The organism is Sulfitobacter geojensis (assembly GCF_000622325.1).
GTDB classification, from domain to species: domain Bacteria; phylum Pseudomonadota; class Alphaproteobacteria; order Rhodobacterales; family Rhodobacteraceae; genus Sulfitobacter; species Sulfitobacter geojensis.
Map to the genome: position 1 here is coordinate 1,787,919 of NZ_JASE01000005.1, position 13,968 is coordinate 1,801,886.

The following is a 13,968-nucleotide window of genomic DNA, read 5'->3' on the forward strand; positions in this document are numbered from 1 at the left end:
CCGTGACAGAACCATTCACGGTATATCACACCGGCTTGATCACCTGGTTTTTGTCGCAACGGACCTTTTTCACGTGTTTGCTTATTCATGGGATTGGGTGCTGCAAAGCTAAGGTCCAGCAATCACCACCATGATACCCCAGAAACAACAAAGGCCGCCCGAAGGCGACCTTGCTGTTTGCCACATGGGTAGTGTGGCCCAATTGGAGCGGGCGAGGCGATTCGAACGCCCGACCCTAACCTTGGCAAGGTTATGCTCTACCCCTGAGCTACGCCCGCATCCGTTTGGTGTGGACCGAATACCCATCCTGAGGGGGGGCTGCAAGAGGGAAATTCACCCCATTGCGATTTTTTTGCGATCTTATTTGTTGAACGGGTTTTTGGCCTGTTAAATAGGGGGAAACTGCTGTTCCGGCTTCCGCAAGGGAAGGGAAATGTTTGCGCTATTACAGGGGAACGCGCACGACTGGCACTGCATGCGCTCCCCGAGGCGCGGGGCACCCATGGCGTGAGCTGGCGTAGCTTTGCGGAGCGTTAAACCACAGCGTGAGCCAGCACCCCAATCGCCCCCAAAGCAATCACCAGAAGGGTGAGTAGCATCCCGAGTTGGCGCAGGATGATCTTCTGCGGCGTCGAGGCGAAGCCGTAGGCATGCAGGGCGCGCCCTGCAACAAGGGAGATCCCCAGCAGATGGGTGGCAAGGGCAGGGGCACCGGACAGTTCAACCAGCAGCAATATAAGCACAGCAAACGGCGCGTATTCGGCGTAATTGGCCTGCGCGCGCATACGCTTCAGGAGGTTTTTGTCGCCCTTATCTCCGAGTGAAATCAGGTTGGCGCGTCGGTAGCTGATAACGCGCCAACTGAGCGCCAGAAAAATGAATGCAGTCAGGGCGGCGTAGATCGGGGTGATAGCGACGGACATTGTACTTCCTTCTAAATGCGGTCCCCTTGCGGGCGGTTCCTGATTGGACAGGGTACGGTCGGGAATGTCAAAAGATGAACCAATCAGGGGGCGCAAAAGAAAAAGGCCCCAACCTAAGTTGGAGCCTTTACTGATCATGTGATGACTAGTCCCTAGTGGCCGGGCTGTTTGTCCCATTCTTCCTGCTTTGGCAGGATCTCAAAGGTATGCTCTGGCGGTGGGGATGGCAGTGTCCATTCCAGCGTATCGGCATATTCGTTCCACGGGTTGTTCTGTGTCACCTTCGCGCCGCGCAGCAGCGAATAGGCGATGACCCCGAAGAAGAAGACAAAGGAGGCAAAGCTCAAGAAAGCACCCCAGCTTGACCACTGGTTCCAGTAGGCGAATGCCTCAGGATAGTCGATGTAGCGGCGTGGCATGCCCTGACGACCCAGGAAGTGCTGTGGGAAGAAGGTCAGGTTTGCACCGATGAACATCGCCCAGAAGTGCAGTTTACCCGCCCATTCAGAGTACATTTTGCCGGTCATCTTGGGGAAGTAGAAGTAGACCCCCGCGAAGATGGCAAAGACTGCACCCAGCGACATCACGTAGTGGAAGTGCGCCACAACGTAGTAAGTGTCGTGATAATAACGGTCCACCGCAGCTTGCGACAGAACGATACCTGTTACACCACCAACGGTGAAGAGGAACAGGAAGCCGAACGCCCAGAGCATTGGCGTCTTCATTTCAACCGAACCGCCCCACATGGTCGCGATCCAGGAGAAAACCTTGACCCCAGTTGGCACCGCGATGACCATTGTGGCCAGCATGAAGTAAGCCTGCTGGTTCAGTGTCATCCCAACGGTGTACATGTGGTGCGCCCAAACGACGAAGCCCAATGCACCGATTGCGATGATCGCCCAGACCATTGGCAGGTAGCCAAAGATCGGCTTGCGCGAGAATGTCGCGATGACGTGGCTGATGATACCGAAACCGGGCAGAATGATGATGTACACTTCCGGGTGACCGAAGAACCAAAGGATGTGCTGGTACAGAACCGGATCACCGCCGCCTGCCGGATCAAAGAAGGCAAAGCCAAAGTTGCGATCCATCAAAAGCATCGTGATCGCGCCGGCCAGAACGGGCAGGGACAAAAGGATCAGCCAGCTTGTGACGAAGATCGACCATGAGAACAGCGGCACTTTGAACAGGGTCATCCCCGGTGTGCGCATGTTCAGGAAGGTGGTGATCATGTTGATCGCACCAAGGATCGAAGAGGCACCCGAAACGTGAACCGCGAAGATGGCGAGGTCCATCGACATGCCGCCTTCTTTCACGGAAAGCGGTGGATACAGCACCCAGCCCACGCCGGAACCGGCCTGACCGTTACCACCCGGGGCAAGGACAGAGCAGACAGCCAATGTTGTACCGGCCACATAAAGCCAGAACGACAGGTTGTTCATCCGCGGGAACGCCATATCGGGCGCGCCGATCTGCAAGGGCATGAAATAGTTGCCAAAACCGCCGAAAAGGGCAGGGATAACAACAAAGAACATCATCAGGATACCGTGACCGGTAATCAGAACGTTCCAGAGGTGACCGTTAGGCGTACATACTGTGGAGCTGTCCGCGATGAAACGCGCACCTTCCATACACATGTACTGAACGCCGGGGTTCATCAGCTCCAACCGCATGTACACGGTAAAGAGAACGGAGATGAACCCGACAAGAGCGGAGACGATCAGGTACAAAATACCGATGTCTTTGTGGTTTGTGGACATGAACCAACGGGTAAAGAAGCCCCGTTCGTCTTCGTGATCGTGCCCGTTGATGGCTGCGTCTGCCATGCGGTGCCTCCTCGCTATGGAATTTAGGTGCCCCACGCCTGTTGGTTTAGCGCGAAGCGATATATAGATTGGTTCTAGTCTTGTCACAGCACAGGGGCAATGGGCGGGATCGTCGCAGGACAGGAAAACTGCGCTAAAATGTGGCTCTGCTGCGCCAACTTGTCCCATATCGGCGGGCATTTTTACGAAAACTCTTCACAGTCTTCGTGAAAGGTTCAATCAAACGGGCCGCTTGGACCGTGTAGGGGCGCGAATTACTTTCGATCCTCAACCCCGCGACAACGATTCTGTGTTGGCGGGCGGGGGGCGTTCGTTACGCCGAACCTGAGACCGGCATATCGCCGAAAACCTTTGTAAAACTGTCCCGCAGTACAACATCCAGATCGTCCATCGTGACAGGCAAGCCGAGATCAACCAGCGAGGTAACCCCGTGATCACTGATCCCGCAGGGCACGATGCCGGTGAAATGGTCCAGATCAGGCTCCACGTTGATGCTGATGCCGTGAAAACTGATCCATTTGCGCAGGCGGATGCCGATGGCGGCGATCTTGTCTTCTGCGGGGGAACCATCTGCTTGGCGGGGCTTTTCGGGGCGCTGCACCCAGACGCCGACCCGCCCGTCACGGATTTCACCGCGCAGATTAAACTGGTCGAGCGTGTCGATGACCCAAGCTTCGAGGTCGCGCACGAAACACCGCACATCGCGCCCGCGTTTGCCCACATCCAGCAGCACATAGGCCACCCGCTGGCCTGGACCGTGATAGGTGTATTGCCCCCCGCGCTTGGTCTCGTAAACGGGAAAGCGATCGGGATCGACAAGGTCCGCCGGTTTGGCCGAGGTGCCTGCAGTATATAAAGGGGGGTGTTCGACCAGCCAGATGCATTCCGCGGCCCGTCCTTGCGCAATGGCCGCGACACGGTCTTCCATCCACGCTTCGGCCGCGCGGTAATCGGTCAAGCCGTCGGTTGTGATCCATTCTACCATGTGGGGCGGTCTATCCAATCGGGCCCTCCGCGTGAAGGGGGCAGTCGCTGGGAAAGACCGATTGCACAGGATCGCCGCGCGACTGGTTGTGACAAAAGCCGGGCAATTGCTTTGGCGTCATAGATGGAAAACCCCTGTCCGAAGTAACGGACAGGGGCGTGAAGTAAAAACGGTAGTGCTACATACAGGTGGCGGATTGGCTCAGGCGGCTTCTTTCTCGCTCACAACCTTTCGCAACATCTGCGCATAGGTTTCTGCCCCCTGCGCACCGGTCAGCAGGTAACGCCCGTCAAAAATCATGGACGGCACGCCGGAGACACCCCGTTCGGTCCAGAACTGTTGGTGCGCGCGGGTTTCCTCGGCTTTGCTCTGGTTGTCCAGAACCTCCTTGGCGGCGGCACGATCCAGACCGATTGATGCGGCGATATCCAACAGGGTATCGGTGTCTGACACATCTTTGCCATCGGTGAAATGCGCAGAGAACAGGGCCATTTTCAACGGATGCTGCAAGCCGTGTTCCTGCGCCCACCCGAGCAGCTGATGCGCGACAAAGGTGTTTACGATCTTGCTGTCGGGACCAAAGTTAAAGGTAAACCCAAGATCTTGACCGAGCTGTTGCAGATGCGCGCGGTTCTGCGCGGATTGCTCGGGCGTGCTGCCGTATTTCTCGGTTATATGCTCCGTCAGGTTCTGCCCTTCGGGTGGCATCGCGGGGTTCAGCTCAAAGGGATGCCAGCGCACATAGGCGCCGACGCCGACCATGCCCAATGCCTGCTCCAGTTGCTTGTACCCGACAATACACCACGGGCACATAACGTCGGACACGATATCGACCTGAACCACAGGTCCATCGGGGTTTTGTGGTGTCTCAATCATATCACTCTCTTTCTTTTGGCATTTTACATCAACTTGAGGGTCTTTTCACCTGTTTCAAGGTGCGTTCTCCCGCCGGTTGTAAAGAATTTGGCAAACAACCTTTGGCGTTAAAGGCAGATGTGTTAGAAATTCAGCCATAAAACGAGTCATTTATTTCGGAGCATTCAAAATGAAATTCAAAACGCTTACCGGTGCCCTCCTTGGTGCCTCCGTCGCCTTTATTCCCGCTGACACAGCCCAGGCCGATGCGGGCGACTTCATCGCGGGCGCAATCATTGGCGGGATTGTGGGAGCCAACGCCAAAAAGCAGCGCACAAAAACCTACAGAAAGAAAACCTACAAAAAGAAGACTTATCGCCCCGGCCTTCCGTCCACACAGGAAGGGCGCAATATTCAGGCCTCGCTGAACTACTTCGGCTTCAATGCGGGAACGGTTGACGGTCAGTTGGGGCAAAAGACCCGCAATGCGGTGTCGCAGTATCAGGCCTATCTCGGGTATCCCGTCACCGGCCAGCTTTCGGCCTTTGAAAACAATCTGCTGGTTTCAAGCTATAACCGCGCGCAGGCTGGCGGATACGCCGTGCAGCAACAGGTTGCCGCGACGCCGGATGGCACCCGTGGGCTGTTGAAAGCCTACCGTGCGGAAATGGCCGGCCAGTCACCGGCGGGCAATCAGGGCCAGACGACGATTGTAGTGGCCCCGCAGGTCGCGCCGCAACCGGCCCCGACAACCACAGTTGCCGCGGCTGCGCCAATTGCGTCGGGCCTTGCCGCCGCCGTGGCCCCCGCGACCAGCCTGCCCAGCTTTATGGGGGCCGCCTCGCAGGCCTCCTTGGCCTCGCATTGCAACACGGTTTCACTGATCACCAATACCAACGGCGGCTTTACGACACTGGCCAGCATGTCCGACCCGAATGTCGCCATCAACGAACAGTTCTGTCTGGCGCGCACCTATGCCATCGCCAAATCCGAAGAACTGGTCGGCCAGATTCAGGGGTTCACACCAGATCAGGTCGCCGCGCAATGCGCCGGTTTCGGGCCTGCGATGAAAGACCATGTGTCATCCCTTTCGCTTAAATCCCGCGATGCGGTGGTTGCTGATGTGTCGTCTTTTGTGCTGACCACAGGCATGTCACCTGCACAGCTGGCAGGTACTGCACGGATTTGCATGGGGGTCGGTTATCGCACGGATAACATGGAAGTCGCGGTCGGCTCGGCCTTGTTGCTCTACACGATGGGCGAGGGGGTTTACGGCGAATTGATGGGCCACCACCTAAGCCAGGGATTCGGGACAGCCAAACGGGCGGACAAGGCGGTAGATTGGTATCAGGCGGGGCTGGCGGCTGCTGATTCCGGTGCCGCAGCGGTGTTCGTGCCCGGTCAACCCGAACGCACGGAGCTGATCCGCGTCGCCTCCCAACGCATGAACGGCGCACCGGCAGTGCCCAGCTTTCCGCAGCCGCAGGCCGCGTCCAGCACCGGATTGCCGACATTTTCGATCAGCGAGTAGCCTGTTTTAGACCGGCTTTTGCCCTTTCCCCCGTTGCTAAGAAGCAGCGGGGGTTTTTCGTGACTTTTTCCTCTTCACAACCTGCAAATTCCCCGCTACACCCCGCCCATACCATGGCTTGCGGTCGTGGCGGAATGGTAGACGCGCAGCGTTGAGGTCGCTGTGGGGTAACACCCGTGAGAGTTCGAGTCTCTCCGACCGCACCACTTTCAATTTCACTACTCAATTGACCCCCTAACGCCTTGAATACCAAGGCTGTTTTGGGTGTTCTAGCACCTGTTTTTCGCTGGTATTGCAGACGCTCTGTGAAGGCCAGTCGGAGGACGGTTCTGCGCAGGGTGATGTGACCTGATTCCCATAGTTTCCAAGGGTTTGCGAGGAATTGGAGCGAGAGTTCTAGTACATCGTCAAACTTGCCTTTAGGTTGGCTGCGATGGATCATTTGATCGTGCAATTTGAGCTTGTTTCTTTCTATTTCGGCGATCTTGCCCTCATAGGCACGGATAACAGTCGTGCTCTCCGCGTCCATGATACGGGCCAACAGCGTTTCAACCTTTTTCTCGCCAGTCGCGAGTTGCGCCTTTATGGACGCAGACGCTTCTTGCGCTTGTGCAGAGCGCATATCCCAAGCCTGGCGGAACATGACGCGCACCATCGCGAACAATGTCTCACTGGGCTGTAGCGTCTTGATCAGTTGCCCGACATCGCCTTCCAGCTTGTCGCGGGCGATGGACTTGCCGTAGCTGTCACAGCCCTTGTTCTGGCAAAGATAGTACGGGTAGCGCTTGTATTTGCCCTTGGTCCAGCAACTGCGCAGAGGAACGCTGCAGTCGCCACAGGCGACAAAGCCGCGCAGAGAGAAGTCATCGCCAATGTTTTGTCGTGTTGGCGCAGTGACAGGGCCTTTGCGGCGTTCCTGCACTTTTTCGAAGGTATCCAATGAGATCAGCGGTTCATGCTGCCCCTTGAGCCAATGGATGCCATAGGTCTCACTGCAAATGTAGCCAGCGTAAATCGGGTGGGTCAGGATGTCAGTAACGCGCTGGAACGGGATTTTGCCTTTGCTGTTGCGCGGGAAGTCGAGACTGCTTTCGAACAGTCGCTTCACTTCGGAATGGGTTTCATAACGGCCCGAGGCGAAGCCCTCAAAGGCTTCCTGAATAACTGACGCTAATGGTTCGTTCGGCTCCAGCATTTTACCACGGCCTTTGACGGTCACGTATTTAAAGCCAATAGGTGCGGAATGTGTCCAGTATCCGCTTTGCATCCGGGCTTTCATTTTCTGGGAGACCTGACGACCATTCTGCTTACGCTCAAGCGCACCTTGGGCCGCCATGATGGTTTCGATGAACTCGCCCTCAGGGGTGTCGTCAAACTTGAAGTTCAGGCATTCGATCAGGGCATCACGGCTGCGGAAGGCGTCGCGCAAGTCGAGGTGGAACCGCGTGTCACGAGCAAAGCGCTTCAGATCATCGAAGATGACAACGTAGGATTGGTCCGGCATCGCATCCAGATAACTGAGCAGCGCCACCATTCCGGGGCGCTTCATGAAGTCACCACCACCTGTGAAGGTATCGGGAAAAACGGCTTCGACCTCATATCCTTTGGACGCAGCATATTCACGACATCGGGTTTCTTGCGACTCAAGGCCGTGACCATCGGTTTCTTGGGATTTAGAGGAGACGCGGCAATAGATAACAGCGGGACGGGTTTCTGCGCTCATGAGCGACCTCCTTTTGCAGGCAGGCTGGCATCGCCTGCGGCATTGAATGTGGATTTGGGACCCTGTGATCCTACCACGTCACCGCCTAGTAAGGCGGTGAGATCGATGAATTCTCCACAAGTTTGTTGGGTCGGATGCAGCCCAAAACCGAGATCGACAAAGCTGACAACGATGGACCAGAGCGTTTCGATGAATTCCCGCTTTTCCGCCTCGCTGAGATCGGAAGCTTCGAGGTATTCCCCGTAAAGCTCCCAATCGACCTTAAGGCCGGGTTTGGCGGGCGTTGCCACGCTCTCTGTCTGTCCGATGATTTCCTTTGTCATGCCTGTCTCCGTTTCTGCATTGTCTCCTTGTCATTTGCTCGCATCATGCGAACATAGGCAGAACAAGATAGACATATATTCCTATAAGTGCAAGATATTTAAGCACTTTCTGGCTGCACCCATTTGCTTAGCGTTGCATGCTCATTGAGCGATCTTTCGTCGCGGCACGCTTAGTCGTGCGCTCAGCGTCACGTTTCGGCAGGTGATGCTCTTTCTCAACAGCTTTCCCGACTTCATAAAGATCGCGCCCCTCAGCTTCCTGGAACGCTTCTTTCATCAGCTTTCTGGCACCAACCTCAGTGATGTTGAGCTTTTCAGCCAAACCACCGCCCGCAACGTCAAAGGCGCGATAGAAGGGCATGGTGTCGCCAACGCTGATCAGGGGAACGATCATCTGAGCATAGTCAAAGGCTTCATCGCGGTCATCGCGGGACAGACCCGCCTCGCGGTCGGCCAAACCTTCACGCATCTGGTTCATCGTTTCGCCGTATCGGGATTTGAACTGATCGCGGATAATCGTCTCGGCTCTCATCTGATCGAACTTTTCCGCTTTCGCGAAAGCCTCCGAGTAATGTTTGAGCTTTTCGTTGAAACTGCCAGACCGTTTATTGCTGCGATGCATGATTTCGGCGATGGCCCAGCTTTCGTCAAACTGTGCATCTGTGAGGGTTTTTCCAGTGAAGCTTTCGCGAGCCTCATCTGTCACGGGCTTGTTTAAGTTTGAATCGTCCATTGTCTTTTCCTTTCATTGGTTTCGATTTAAGTCACAATGCCTGTCTTAGTTGTTCGTTTTGGCGCACCGGGATGGTCATCTGAGGGCACTGGTTTTGCATAAGATCAGCGATCCCGTGACGGCATGCGCCGGTCTTGCCCATCGCGTCGATCTGTTGAACGCGCAAAGGCCTCTCTTGCGTGATCTCGCACACCTTCACGGGCCTGGATGTCTTCGCGGAGCTCGGCATAGCCGTCGGATTCTCGCGCTTTGATTCCCAACAATCGCGCCTGATGGTCGTTTCCCACCTGCATATGCGCTTGGCGTTCAATCGTATCCTTGTTGAACCTGTCTGTTCCAAAGGGGGATGGATGTTCCAGAGTCAGTGAACCCGCTTTATCGATGAGCTCTTTACGGGCCTCGGCCAGCAGCAGGGGCTTTTCGCGTTGGAAAAACTCGGTTTCCTCCCGCTCGTGCTGTTTTGCCATATCTTTGATTTCGTTGAAGCGATCCCAGTCCTGGGGGGTACGCAGTTCTAAGGTGACGCTTTCCCTGTTCGCGTCGCGGAACATCTCAGCCATGCCGAGTGTGATATCAGAGGTCATGCTGTGAACTCCTTTCAGAGAAAAATTGCGTTACAAAACAGCGCTGTGGTAAACTTGTGTGATGGTAGTTTTCGAAGATTTGACGGATGTGGATGAATGGCTCGACCCGATGGATTACATCGCGTTCTGGGAAGCGATTGCGCCCTACAACATCTTCAGCATCGCAGATCGCGATCATTGCGATGGGCTGATTGCAGGAGGGAAAGTGCGCCAGGAAACGATCCTCAAAGGTCTCAAGCACATTGCTTACGACGGACTGCGCTCGCGCTTTAACTTGCAGCTGCGCCTTTACGAAACGCATGCAGTTCAGGGTGCGCAATCCCTTCATTGATCCGATCTCTCATTAAAGAGTTGGACCCAACCACAGCGGCCATTCTCCGCTTGCCGCGTGAACATCCCATAAGGCCCCCAGAAGGTGCAGGACGTGTAATATCGGTAGGCATAAGGATTGTAGCGGTCGCCATTATCGCGGAATTCATACCGCCAGATCATGTGGGGGAGGCCTTTCGTGGCATAGACGCCGTAGAGCGCTGAAGCCCCACCCAGCCAGATGAACAGACTGAGATATCTCAACAGGCGGGTCACGCGTCACCCGCCTTTGGAACGGTCAACGTGATGCGCGGATCAGGCGGCAGCACCCCGCCTTCCAGCGGGTTTGGGGAGACATCAAAACAAAAGGGCGCAATATTCTGCTGGCCGATTTTTTTGGCATGAATGAACCCGATGCCTTTGACATGGATGAGTTGTTCATCTGATGGCATCGCCATCAGGCGGTTGGGCGTGAGTTGGCGTTCCTTGCCAGTCTGATAGTTGAATTGCAGGCGTAGGTCCTTGTTGTCCGAGCCGAGGCTGGAATTGATAACGAACTCTTCGCCGATGGCTTTTGAGATGCGTTCTGCCTCAGCAAAAGAGCTAAACCCGAACCACTGCTTAACGATGGCGTTTTCTTCGATGGTCTCGACTTCGAGTTTGCCAAACCGTCGCTCAATCTCTGAACGCGATTGCGCGATCATGTGGCATTCAGCACCAAACGCCCGCAGCGTGGTGAGAGATTCCACCAGCGGCTTTAGAGGCGCATTTGTGAACTCGTCCAGAATTTGAAAGAGACCACCTGCACCTTGATAAAGCGCTTCATTGAAAGCCAAGATATGGAGCGCATAATAGGCACCAAGTCGGCTCATATAGGCCTGTGGACCCACGATAAAGATTATATATCCTTGCTGGATCAGGTCGGCATGGGTCAGCCTTGCGCCTGACCCCGCCAGATTCAACCGCGTACCAGCGGCAAAGATGCGCAGGGATTTCAAGGCAGATGAGCGGTGCTGTGCAAAGTGTTCGTGGCTGGACATCTCGAGCACGTTCATCGCCAGCACCTTGAGCATTTCGTCGCCTTCGCTGACCTCGATCTCAGCGAACTTGCGCAACATCTTTGGGTTGCCAAGTAGCGCCCAGACCCCGCCGGGGATCGCAAGACGCGGGTTGCGCTTCATCAGCACGTAAGTGGCAAACTCGATCAGTGTGCGCGGTTCCTGACGCCAATAGGCATTGCGTTCGTCCCGCTCAGGTTCGGGCACTAGGGCAACGTTCGCGTTCTCACTGGAGAAAACCAGATCGCCCTCTTGCCGTTGAAAAGACGCTACCACCGCGCCCAGCGGGTTCAGCGACACGCGATACGGATTGTCCGCGCCCATAACGCCCATGTCGTCGATGATGGAAACCTTGCGCCCATATCCGGCGATCATCTTCGCCGTCTGTGCCGCGATTTCTCCGTTCTTACTGTCAAAGACAGCGACGGCTTTTGTCGGATTGGAAGCGATCATCGAATAGAGCCAAGGCAAAGCACCACAGGTCGATTTGCCACCGCCATTTGCGCTTAGAAGCAATGAATGGCCTTTGGGTGCCCAGATCGGAGAGCCATCGAAGGTTTCTCCGATTAGGCGTCCTTGGCCAGTTTCAAGATGCTCTTTGCGCAGGCCTTTGAAAAACGGAAAACTCATTTGATCATCCCTGATTTGCGCAGAGCGTCGTTGTCCGCCAATCGATCCGCTTGAGGGGCGCGACCTTGGCGCTGAAACTTGTTCACGGCGCGGTCGCGGAACAGATACTGGATAATTTCGATGAAGCTTTTGAGGATCATACAGACGCCGCCAAGGCCATAGATGATGGCGATCAGCCCCATGCGCCAAGCTTCCTTGGTATCTGGCCAGGCGAGCCAGGCGACGGCACACAAAACTGTTCCGAAGAAGAAATTGAGATTGATGCGGATGATGGTACGGAGGCCAGGTCCTGTGGGGGTCATTGTGTCACCCTCCCATCACTTTCCATGATCGCAGTGGCGATTTCACGGCGGATGAGGTTGAGATGGCCGTATGTGCCCCAGAGCGCAGTCGAAAGGTCAGACCCGCGCAATTCGCGGTTCACCAAAGTCAATTGCCCGACGTTCAACCCTGCGGTCAGGAACGCAGCGATAGACGCAGCCAGAACACCCCACTCATGAACGTAAAGCAGGTCATGAAAGGCCATTCCAAAACCACCCAACAGGATGGACAACATCACGCCACCTGCAACGAACGGACGCCGCGCCGACACGTGCGTGCCACGTGATAACGTGTAGCTGTCGTTGTGCGTCTCCAGCAGGCCTGGATAAATGTCATATGAGCCGATAATCATCACTCAATCCTCCAGTTTCATGGCGCAAGCTGAGCCGTGCAGCGCTTGTGTCAGGTCGGCGTTGAGATCATCAGGGCCGCCCATGAGGCGACCTGTGGCTGCGTAAAGACCCCAACCCCATCTGTCGGATGCAACGGTCTTGGCGGCGCAGGCGCACTTGGTTGGGGCAAGTTCAGCGATACGCGAGGCACGGTTTGCCGCACGTTCACGAATGGCAGTTTGAGGGTCAAGTTTCGTGCCAAGTTTCATCAAATCGATCAGGAGATCACCGCCAAGATTGCATAGGGCTTCACTGCCGTTGCCGATGGCATCCGTGATGTCGCCGCAGGAAATGTCTGGGGCTGACGAGGTGCCGTGCGATTGCGACACCTGACCTTCTCGTAGACGAGTTTCGCAGATCACAGGCCAGCCAGAGGCGGCGATGGTTCTGTCAGCGATCAATGGCCCAAGGCCTGCGCCAAAAACTACCGCCACGAAAACCCCGGCGACGACCACGCCGCCGGGAATGGCCGAGGAGTTGAGGTCAAACATCATGATCTCCTCAATTGCTCTTGCGGTGCGTAGATGATGTGCGGTGTGAAGAGCGTGGTTCAGCATGGCCGTTCACACGCTTGGGCACGTCCAACACCTGCAACTCGGTTAGATCATCAAAGTCACTGCGATCCCTTTGCGCCTTCTTACGTGAAGGGTTGCGCTGGAATGCCAGCCAATCCAGACCCATCAGTGTATAAGCCCACAAAGATAGGGGCAGCACCAAGTCGATGAGAAACGCCAGCAGGACGATAGGGGCAAAGTCAGCCGCATAGCCGAACGTTTGCAACGCACCGGTTCTGGCCGGGAATTCGGGCCGTTCTGCTGACGTTTTTTGAACATCAAGTCCGACCGCGTCCAAATTGCTGGCATAGCCTCTCAGAATGCCATTGATGGTTTCGCCGACATCTGGGCTTTGGGGCATTGAAACGCCAGAACGCAATTCGCCAGCATAGGCAGCCATGAGTGAGACTGGAACGGCTTCATCAAGCTCATTCAGTAAACCACCCAGTTCGCCATCAGCTTTCCGCAAAGCAACGCGGCGGGACCAGATGCTTGTGCCTTCATCGGCCAGTATCTCATCCATCTTGATGATGTGGTCGTCCAGTGCCGTGAGAATTGCATCACGACTTGTGAGACCTTCGCCTGCGGCATCGCTGATTGTCGCCGCACGCGATTCCAGCGTTTGGAGCATCCGGGCCGTTGAGCCATAGCCACCAGATCCCTTTGACGAAACGCAAGACGATTGGATTTCGCATTGGGCTTTTGAACCCAAATCTGACTTGATTGCTGCGACGACTGGAACCGCGCGTGTAGTTTGAGCCGCACTGGCACTTCTGTCATCGACATATTGTACGAGTTCAGTCTGGTGGTCTTGTAGGCGCAACTCTTCGCAGGCCTGAATAATCAGACCAACCGTCGTGGTGAGAAAGAACACGAGACCGACAAGCAGGGTTGTCATGCCGCTCAACGCCGTAGCGCCTTTGTAACCGCGTGAGGACAGCGTCGCCCCTTTTTCTATTGCCAGGCGATAGAGGGTATAGCTGACGATAAATGCGGCGATGGAAATCACGGCGATTTTGGCAAGGCCGAGAGCCCCGCCGTCAGCGATGCCAAGTTGATAAAGGCCGACTGCCAGCATCAGAGTGGCGAGCAAAGGTATGCCCGCCATCGCATGGCGGATGTAGCCAGGTTTTTCCAAATCAGGCAGGTGATCAGGAGAGTTCGAATTTGTAGACATGGGATTTTCCTTTGAAGGGGATTAACCCCTTCTCGGATGGCCCA

At 55.6% G+C, this 13,968-nt stretch carries 14 protein-coding genes, 2 tRNA genes and 1 pseudogene; 3 read left to right on the plus strand and 14 right to left on the minus strand.

What is annotated here, in order from left to right:
• Window positions 1-203: 203 nt before the first annotated feature.
• From Z947_RS0110715 to Z947_RS0110735, 5 genes are all read right to left on the minus strand, one after another.
• Window positions 204-278, minus strand: a tRNA-Gly gene (locus Z947_RS0110715).
• 255 nt (window positions 279-533) lie between these two features.
• Window positions 534-1,061, minus strand: a complete 528-nt coding sequence (locus Z947_RS0110720) for an MAPEG family protein (protein ID WP_240477531.1) — start codon at window positions 1,059-1,061, stop codon at window positions 534-536.
• 14 nt (window positions 1,062-1,075) lie between these two features.
• On the minus strand, window positions 1,076-2,749 hold the full coding sequence (ctaD, locus tag Z947_RS0110725; RefSeq protein WP_025044308.1) for a cytochrome c oxidase subunit I: 1,674 nt from the start codon (window positions 2,747-2,749) through the stop codon (window positions 1,076-1,078).
• A 313-nt stretch (window positions 2,750-3,062) separates the two neighbouring features.
• Window positions 3,063-3,734, minus strand: coding sequence for a lipoyl(octanoyl) transferase LipB (gene lipB, locus Z947_RS0110730; protein ID WP_025044309.1), 672 nt, complete (start codon window positions 3,732-3,734; stop codon window positions 3,063-3,065).
• A 201-nt stretch (window positions 3,735-3,935) separates the two neighbouring features.
• Window positions 3,936-4,610, minus strand: a complete 675-nt coding sequence (locus Z947_RS0110735) for a DsbA family oxidoreductase (protein ID WP_025044310.1) — start codon at window positions 4,608-4,610, stop codon at window positions 3,936-3,938.
• Window positions 4,611-4,779: 169 nt separating this feature from the next.
• Here Z947_RS0110735 and Z947_RS0110740 point away from each other — a divergent pair, with 169 nt between their 5' ends.
• Window positions 4,780-6,120 carry a peptidoglycan-binding domain-containing protein gene (locus tag Z947_RS0110740; RefSeq protein WP_025044311.1) on the plus strand — a complete coding sequence of 447 codons (1,341 nt, stop codon included), beginning with the start codon at window positions 4,780-4,782 and terminating at the stop codon, window positions 6,118-6,120.
• 120 nt (window positions 6,121-6,240) lie between these two features.
• Window positions 6,241-6,326, plus strand: a tRNA-Leu gene (locus tag Z947_RS0110745).
• Window positions 6,327-6,832: 506 nt separating this feature from the next.
• Here Z947_RS0110745 and Z947_RS22345 read toward each other — a convergent pair.
• The 4 genes and pseudogenes from Z947_RS22345 to Z947_RS0110775 form a co-directional block, all read right to left on the minus strand.
• Window positions 6,833-7,843, minus strand: a pseudogene (locus tag Z947_RS22345) (recombinase family protein); the annotation flags it as partial.
• Entirely contained in the window at window positions 7,840-8,166 is a 327-nt protein-coding gene (locus Z947_RS0110765) for a hypothetical protein (RefSeq protein ID WP_025044315.1), read from the minus strand. The gene Z947_RS0110765 and the pseudogene Z947_RS22345, both read right to left, overlap by 4 nt.
• 127 nt (window positions 8,167-8,293) lie before the next feature.
• Window positions 8,294-8,899 (minus strand): hypothetical protein, encoded by a 606-nt coding sequence (locus tag Z947_RS0110770; protein WP_025044316.1) that lies wholly within the window; start codon window positions 8,897-8,899, stop codon window positions 8,294-8,296.
• A 104-nt stretch (window positions 8,900-9,003) separates the two neighbouring features.
• A complete protein-coding gene (locus Z947_RS0110775; protein ID WP_025044317.1) occupies window positions 9,004-9,483 on the minus strand; it encodes a hypothetical protein in 480 nt (159 codons plus the stop codon).
• Between the two features lie 61 nt (window positions 9,484-9,544).
• Between Z947_RS0110775 and Z947_RS0110780 the strand changes: the two genes are divergently transcribed.
• Complete coding sequence (locus Z947_RS0110780) at window positions 9,545-9,814, plus strand: hypothetical protein (RefSeq protein ID WP_025044318.1); 270 nt, start codon at window positions 9,545-9,547, stop codon at window positions 9,812-9,814.
• A 250-nt stretch (window positions 9,815-10,064) separates the two neighbouring features.
• Here the strand turns inward: Z947_RS0110780 and Z947_RS0110790 are convergent, their stop codons facing one another.
• From Z947_RS0110790 to Z947_RS0110810, 5 genes are read right to left on the minus strand one after another with little or no spacing between them, the layout of a single operon-like run.
• Window positions 10,065-11,480 (minus strand): type IV secretory system conjugative DNA transfer family protein, encoded by a 1,416-nt coding sequence (locus Z947_RS0110790; RefSeq protein ID WP_025044320.1) that lies wholly within the window; start codon window positions 11,478-11,480, stop codon window positions 10,065-10,067.
• Window positions 11,477-11,782, minus strand: coding sequence for a hypothetical protein (locus Z947_RS0110795; protein ID WP_025044321.1), 306 nt, complete (start codon window positions 11,780-11,782; stop codon window positions 11,477-11,479). The genes Z947_RS0110790 and Z947_RS0110795 overlap by 4 nt, the downstream gene beginning before the upstream one ends.
• Window positions 11,779-12,153 carry a hypothetical protein gene (locus Z947_RS0110800; protein ID WP_025044322.1) on the minus strand — a complete coding sequence of 125 codons (375 nt, stop codon included), beginning with the start codon at window positions 12,151-12,153 and terminating at the stop codon, window positions 11,779-11,781. The genes Z947_RS0110795 and Z947_RS0110800 overlap by 4 nt, the downstream gene beginning before the upstream one ends.
• Before the next feature lie 3 nt (window positions 12,154-12,156).
• Window positions 12,157-12,684, minus strand: a complete 528-nt coding sequence (locus Z947_RS0110805; RefSeq protein ID WP_025044323.1) for a hypothetical protein — start codon at window positions 12,682-12,684, stop codon at window positions 12,157-12,159.
• Window positions 12,685-12,694: 10 nt separating this feature from the next.
• Window positions 12,695-13,924, minus strand: coding sequence for a hypothetical protein (locus Z947_RS0110810; RefSeq protein WP_025044324.1), 1,230 nt, complete (start codon window positions 13,922-13,924; stop codon window positions 12,695-12,697).
• Between the last annotated feature and the right edge of the window lie 44 nt (window positions 13,925-13,968).

Coding starts and splice junctions, on each gene's coding strand:
- Z947_RS0110720 (WP_240477531.1), bottom strand. CDS start 1,061: ATGATCAGTAAAGGCTCCAACTTAGGTTGGGGCCTTTTTCTTTTGCGC.
- lipB (WP_025044309.1), bottom strand. CDS start 3,734: ATGGTAGAATGGATCACAACCGACGGCTTGACCGATTACCGCGCGGCC.
- Z947_RS0110740 (WP_025044311.1), top strand. CDS start 4,780: ATGAAATTCAAAACGCTTACCGGTGCCCTCCTTGGTGCCTCCGTCGCC.
- Z947_RS0110805 (WP_025044323.1), bottom strand. CDS start 12,684: ATGTTTGACCTCAACTCCTCGGCCATTCCCGGCGGCGTGGTCGTCGCC.
- Z947_RS0110795 (WP_025044321.1), bottom strand. CDS start 11,782: ATGACCCCCACAGGACCTGGCCTCCGTACCATCATCCGCATCAATCTC.
- Z947_RS0110810 (WP_025044324.1), bottom strand. CDS start 13,924: ATGTCTACAAATTCGAACTCTCCTGATCACCTGCCTGATTTGGAAAAA.
- Z947_RS0110800 (WP_025044322.1), bottom strand. CDS start 12,153: ATGATTATCGGCTCATATGACATTTATCCAGGCCTGCTGGAGACGCAC.
- Z947_RS0110770 (WP_025044316.1), bottom strand. CDS start 8,899: ATGGACGATTCAAACTTAAACAAGCCCGTGACAGATGAGGCTCGCGAA.
- Z947_RS0110735 (WP_025044310.1), bottom strand. CDS start 4,610: ATGATTGAGACACCACAAAACCCCGATGGACCTGTGGTTCAGGTCGAT.
- Z947_RS0110780 (WP_025044318.1), top strand. CDS start 9,545: ATGGTAGTTTTCGAAGATTTGACGGATGTGGATGAATGGCTCGACCCG.
- Z947_RS0110775 (WP_025044317.1), bottom strand. CDS start 9,483: ATGACCTCTGATATCACACTCGGCATGGCTGAGATGTTCCGCGACGCG.
- Z947_RS0110790 (WP_025044320.1), bottom strand. CDS start 11,480: ATGAGTTTTCCGTTTTTCAAAGGCCTGCGCAAAGAGCATCTTGAAACT.
- ctaD (WP_025044308.1), bottom strand. CDS start 2,749: ATGGCAGACGCAGCCATCAACGGGCACGATCACGAAGACGAACGGGGC.
- Z947_RS0110765 (WP_025044315.1), bottom strand. CDS start 8,166: ATGACAAAGGAAATCATCGGACAGACAGAGAGCGTGGCAACGCCCGCC.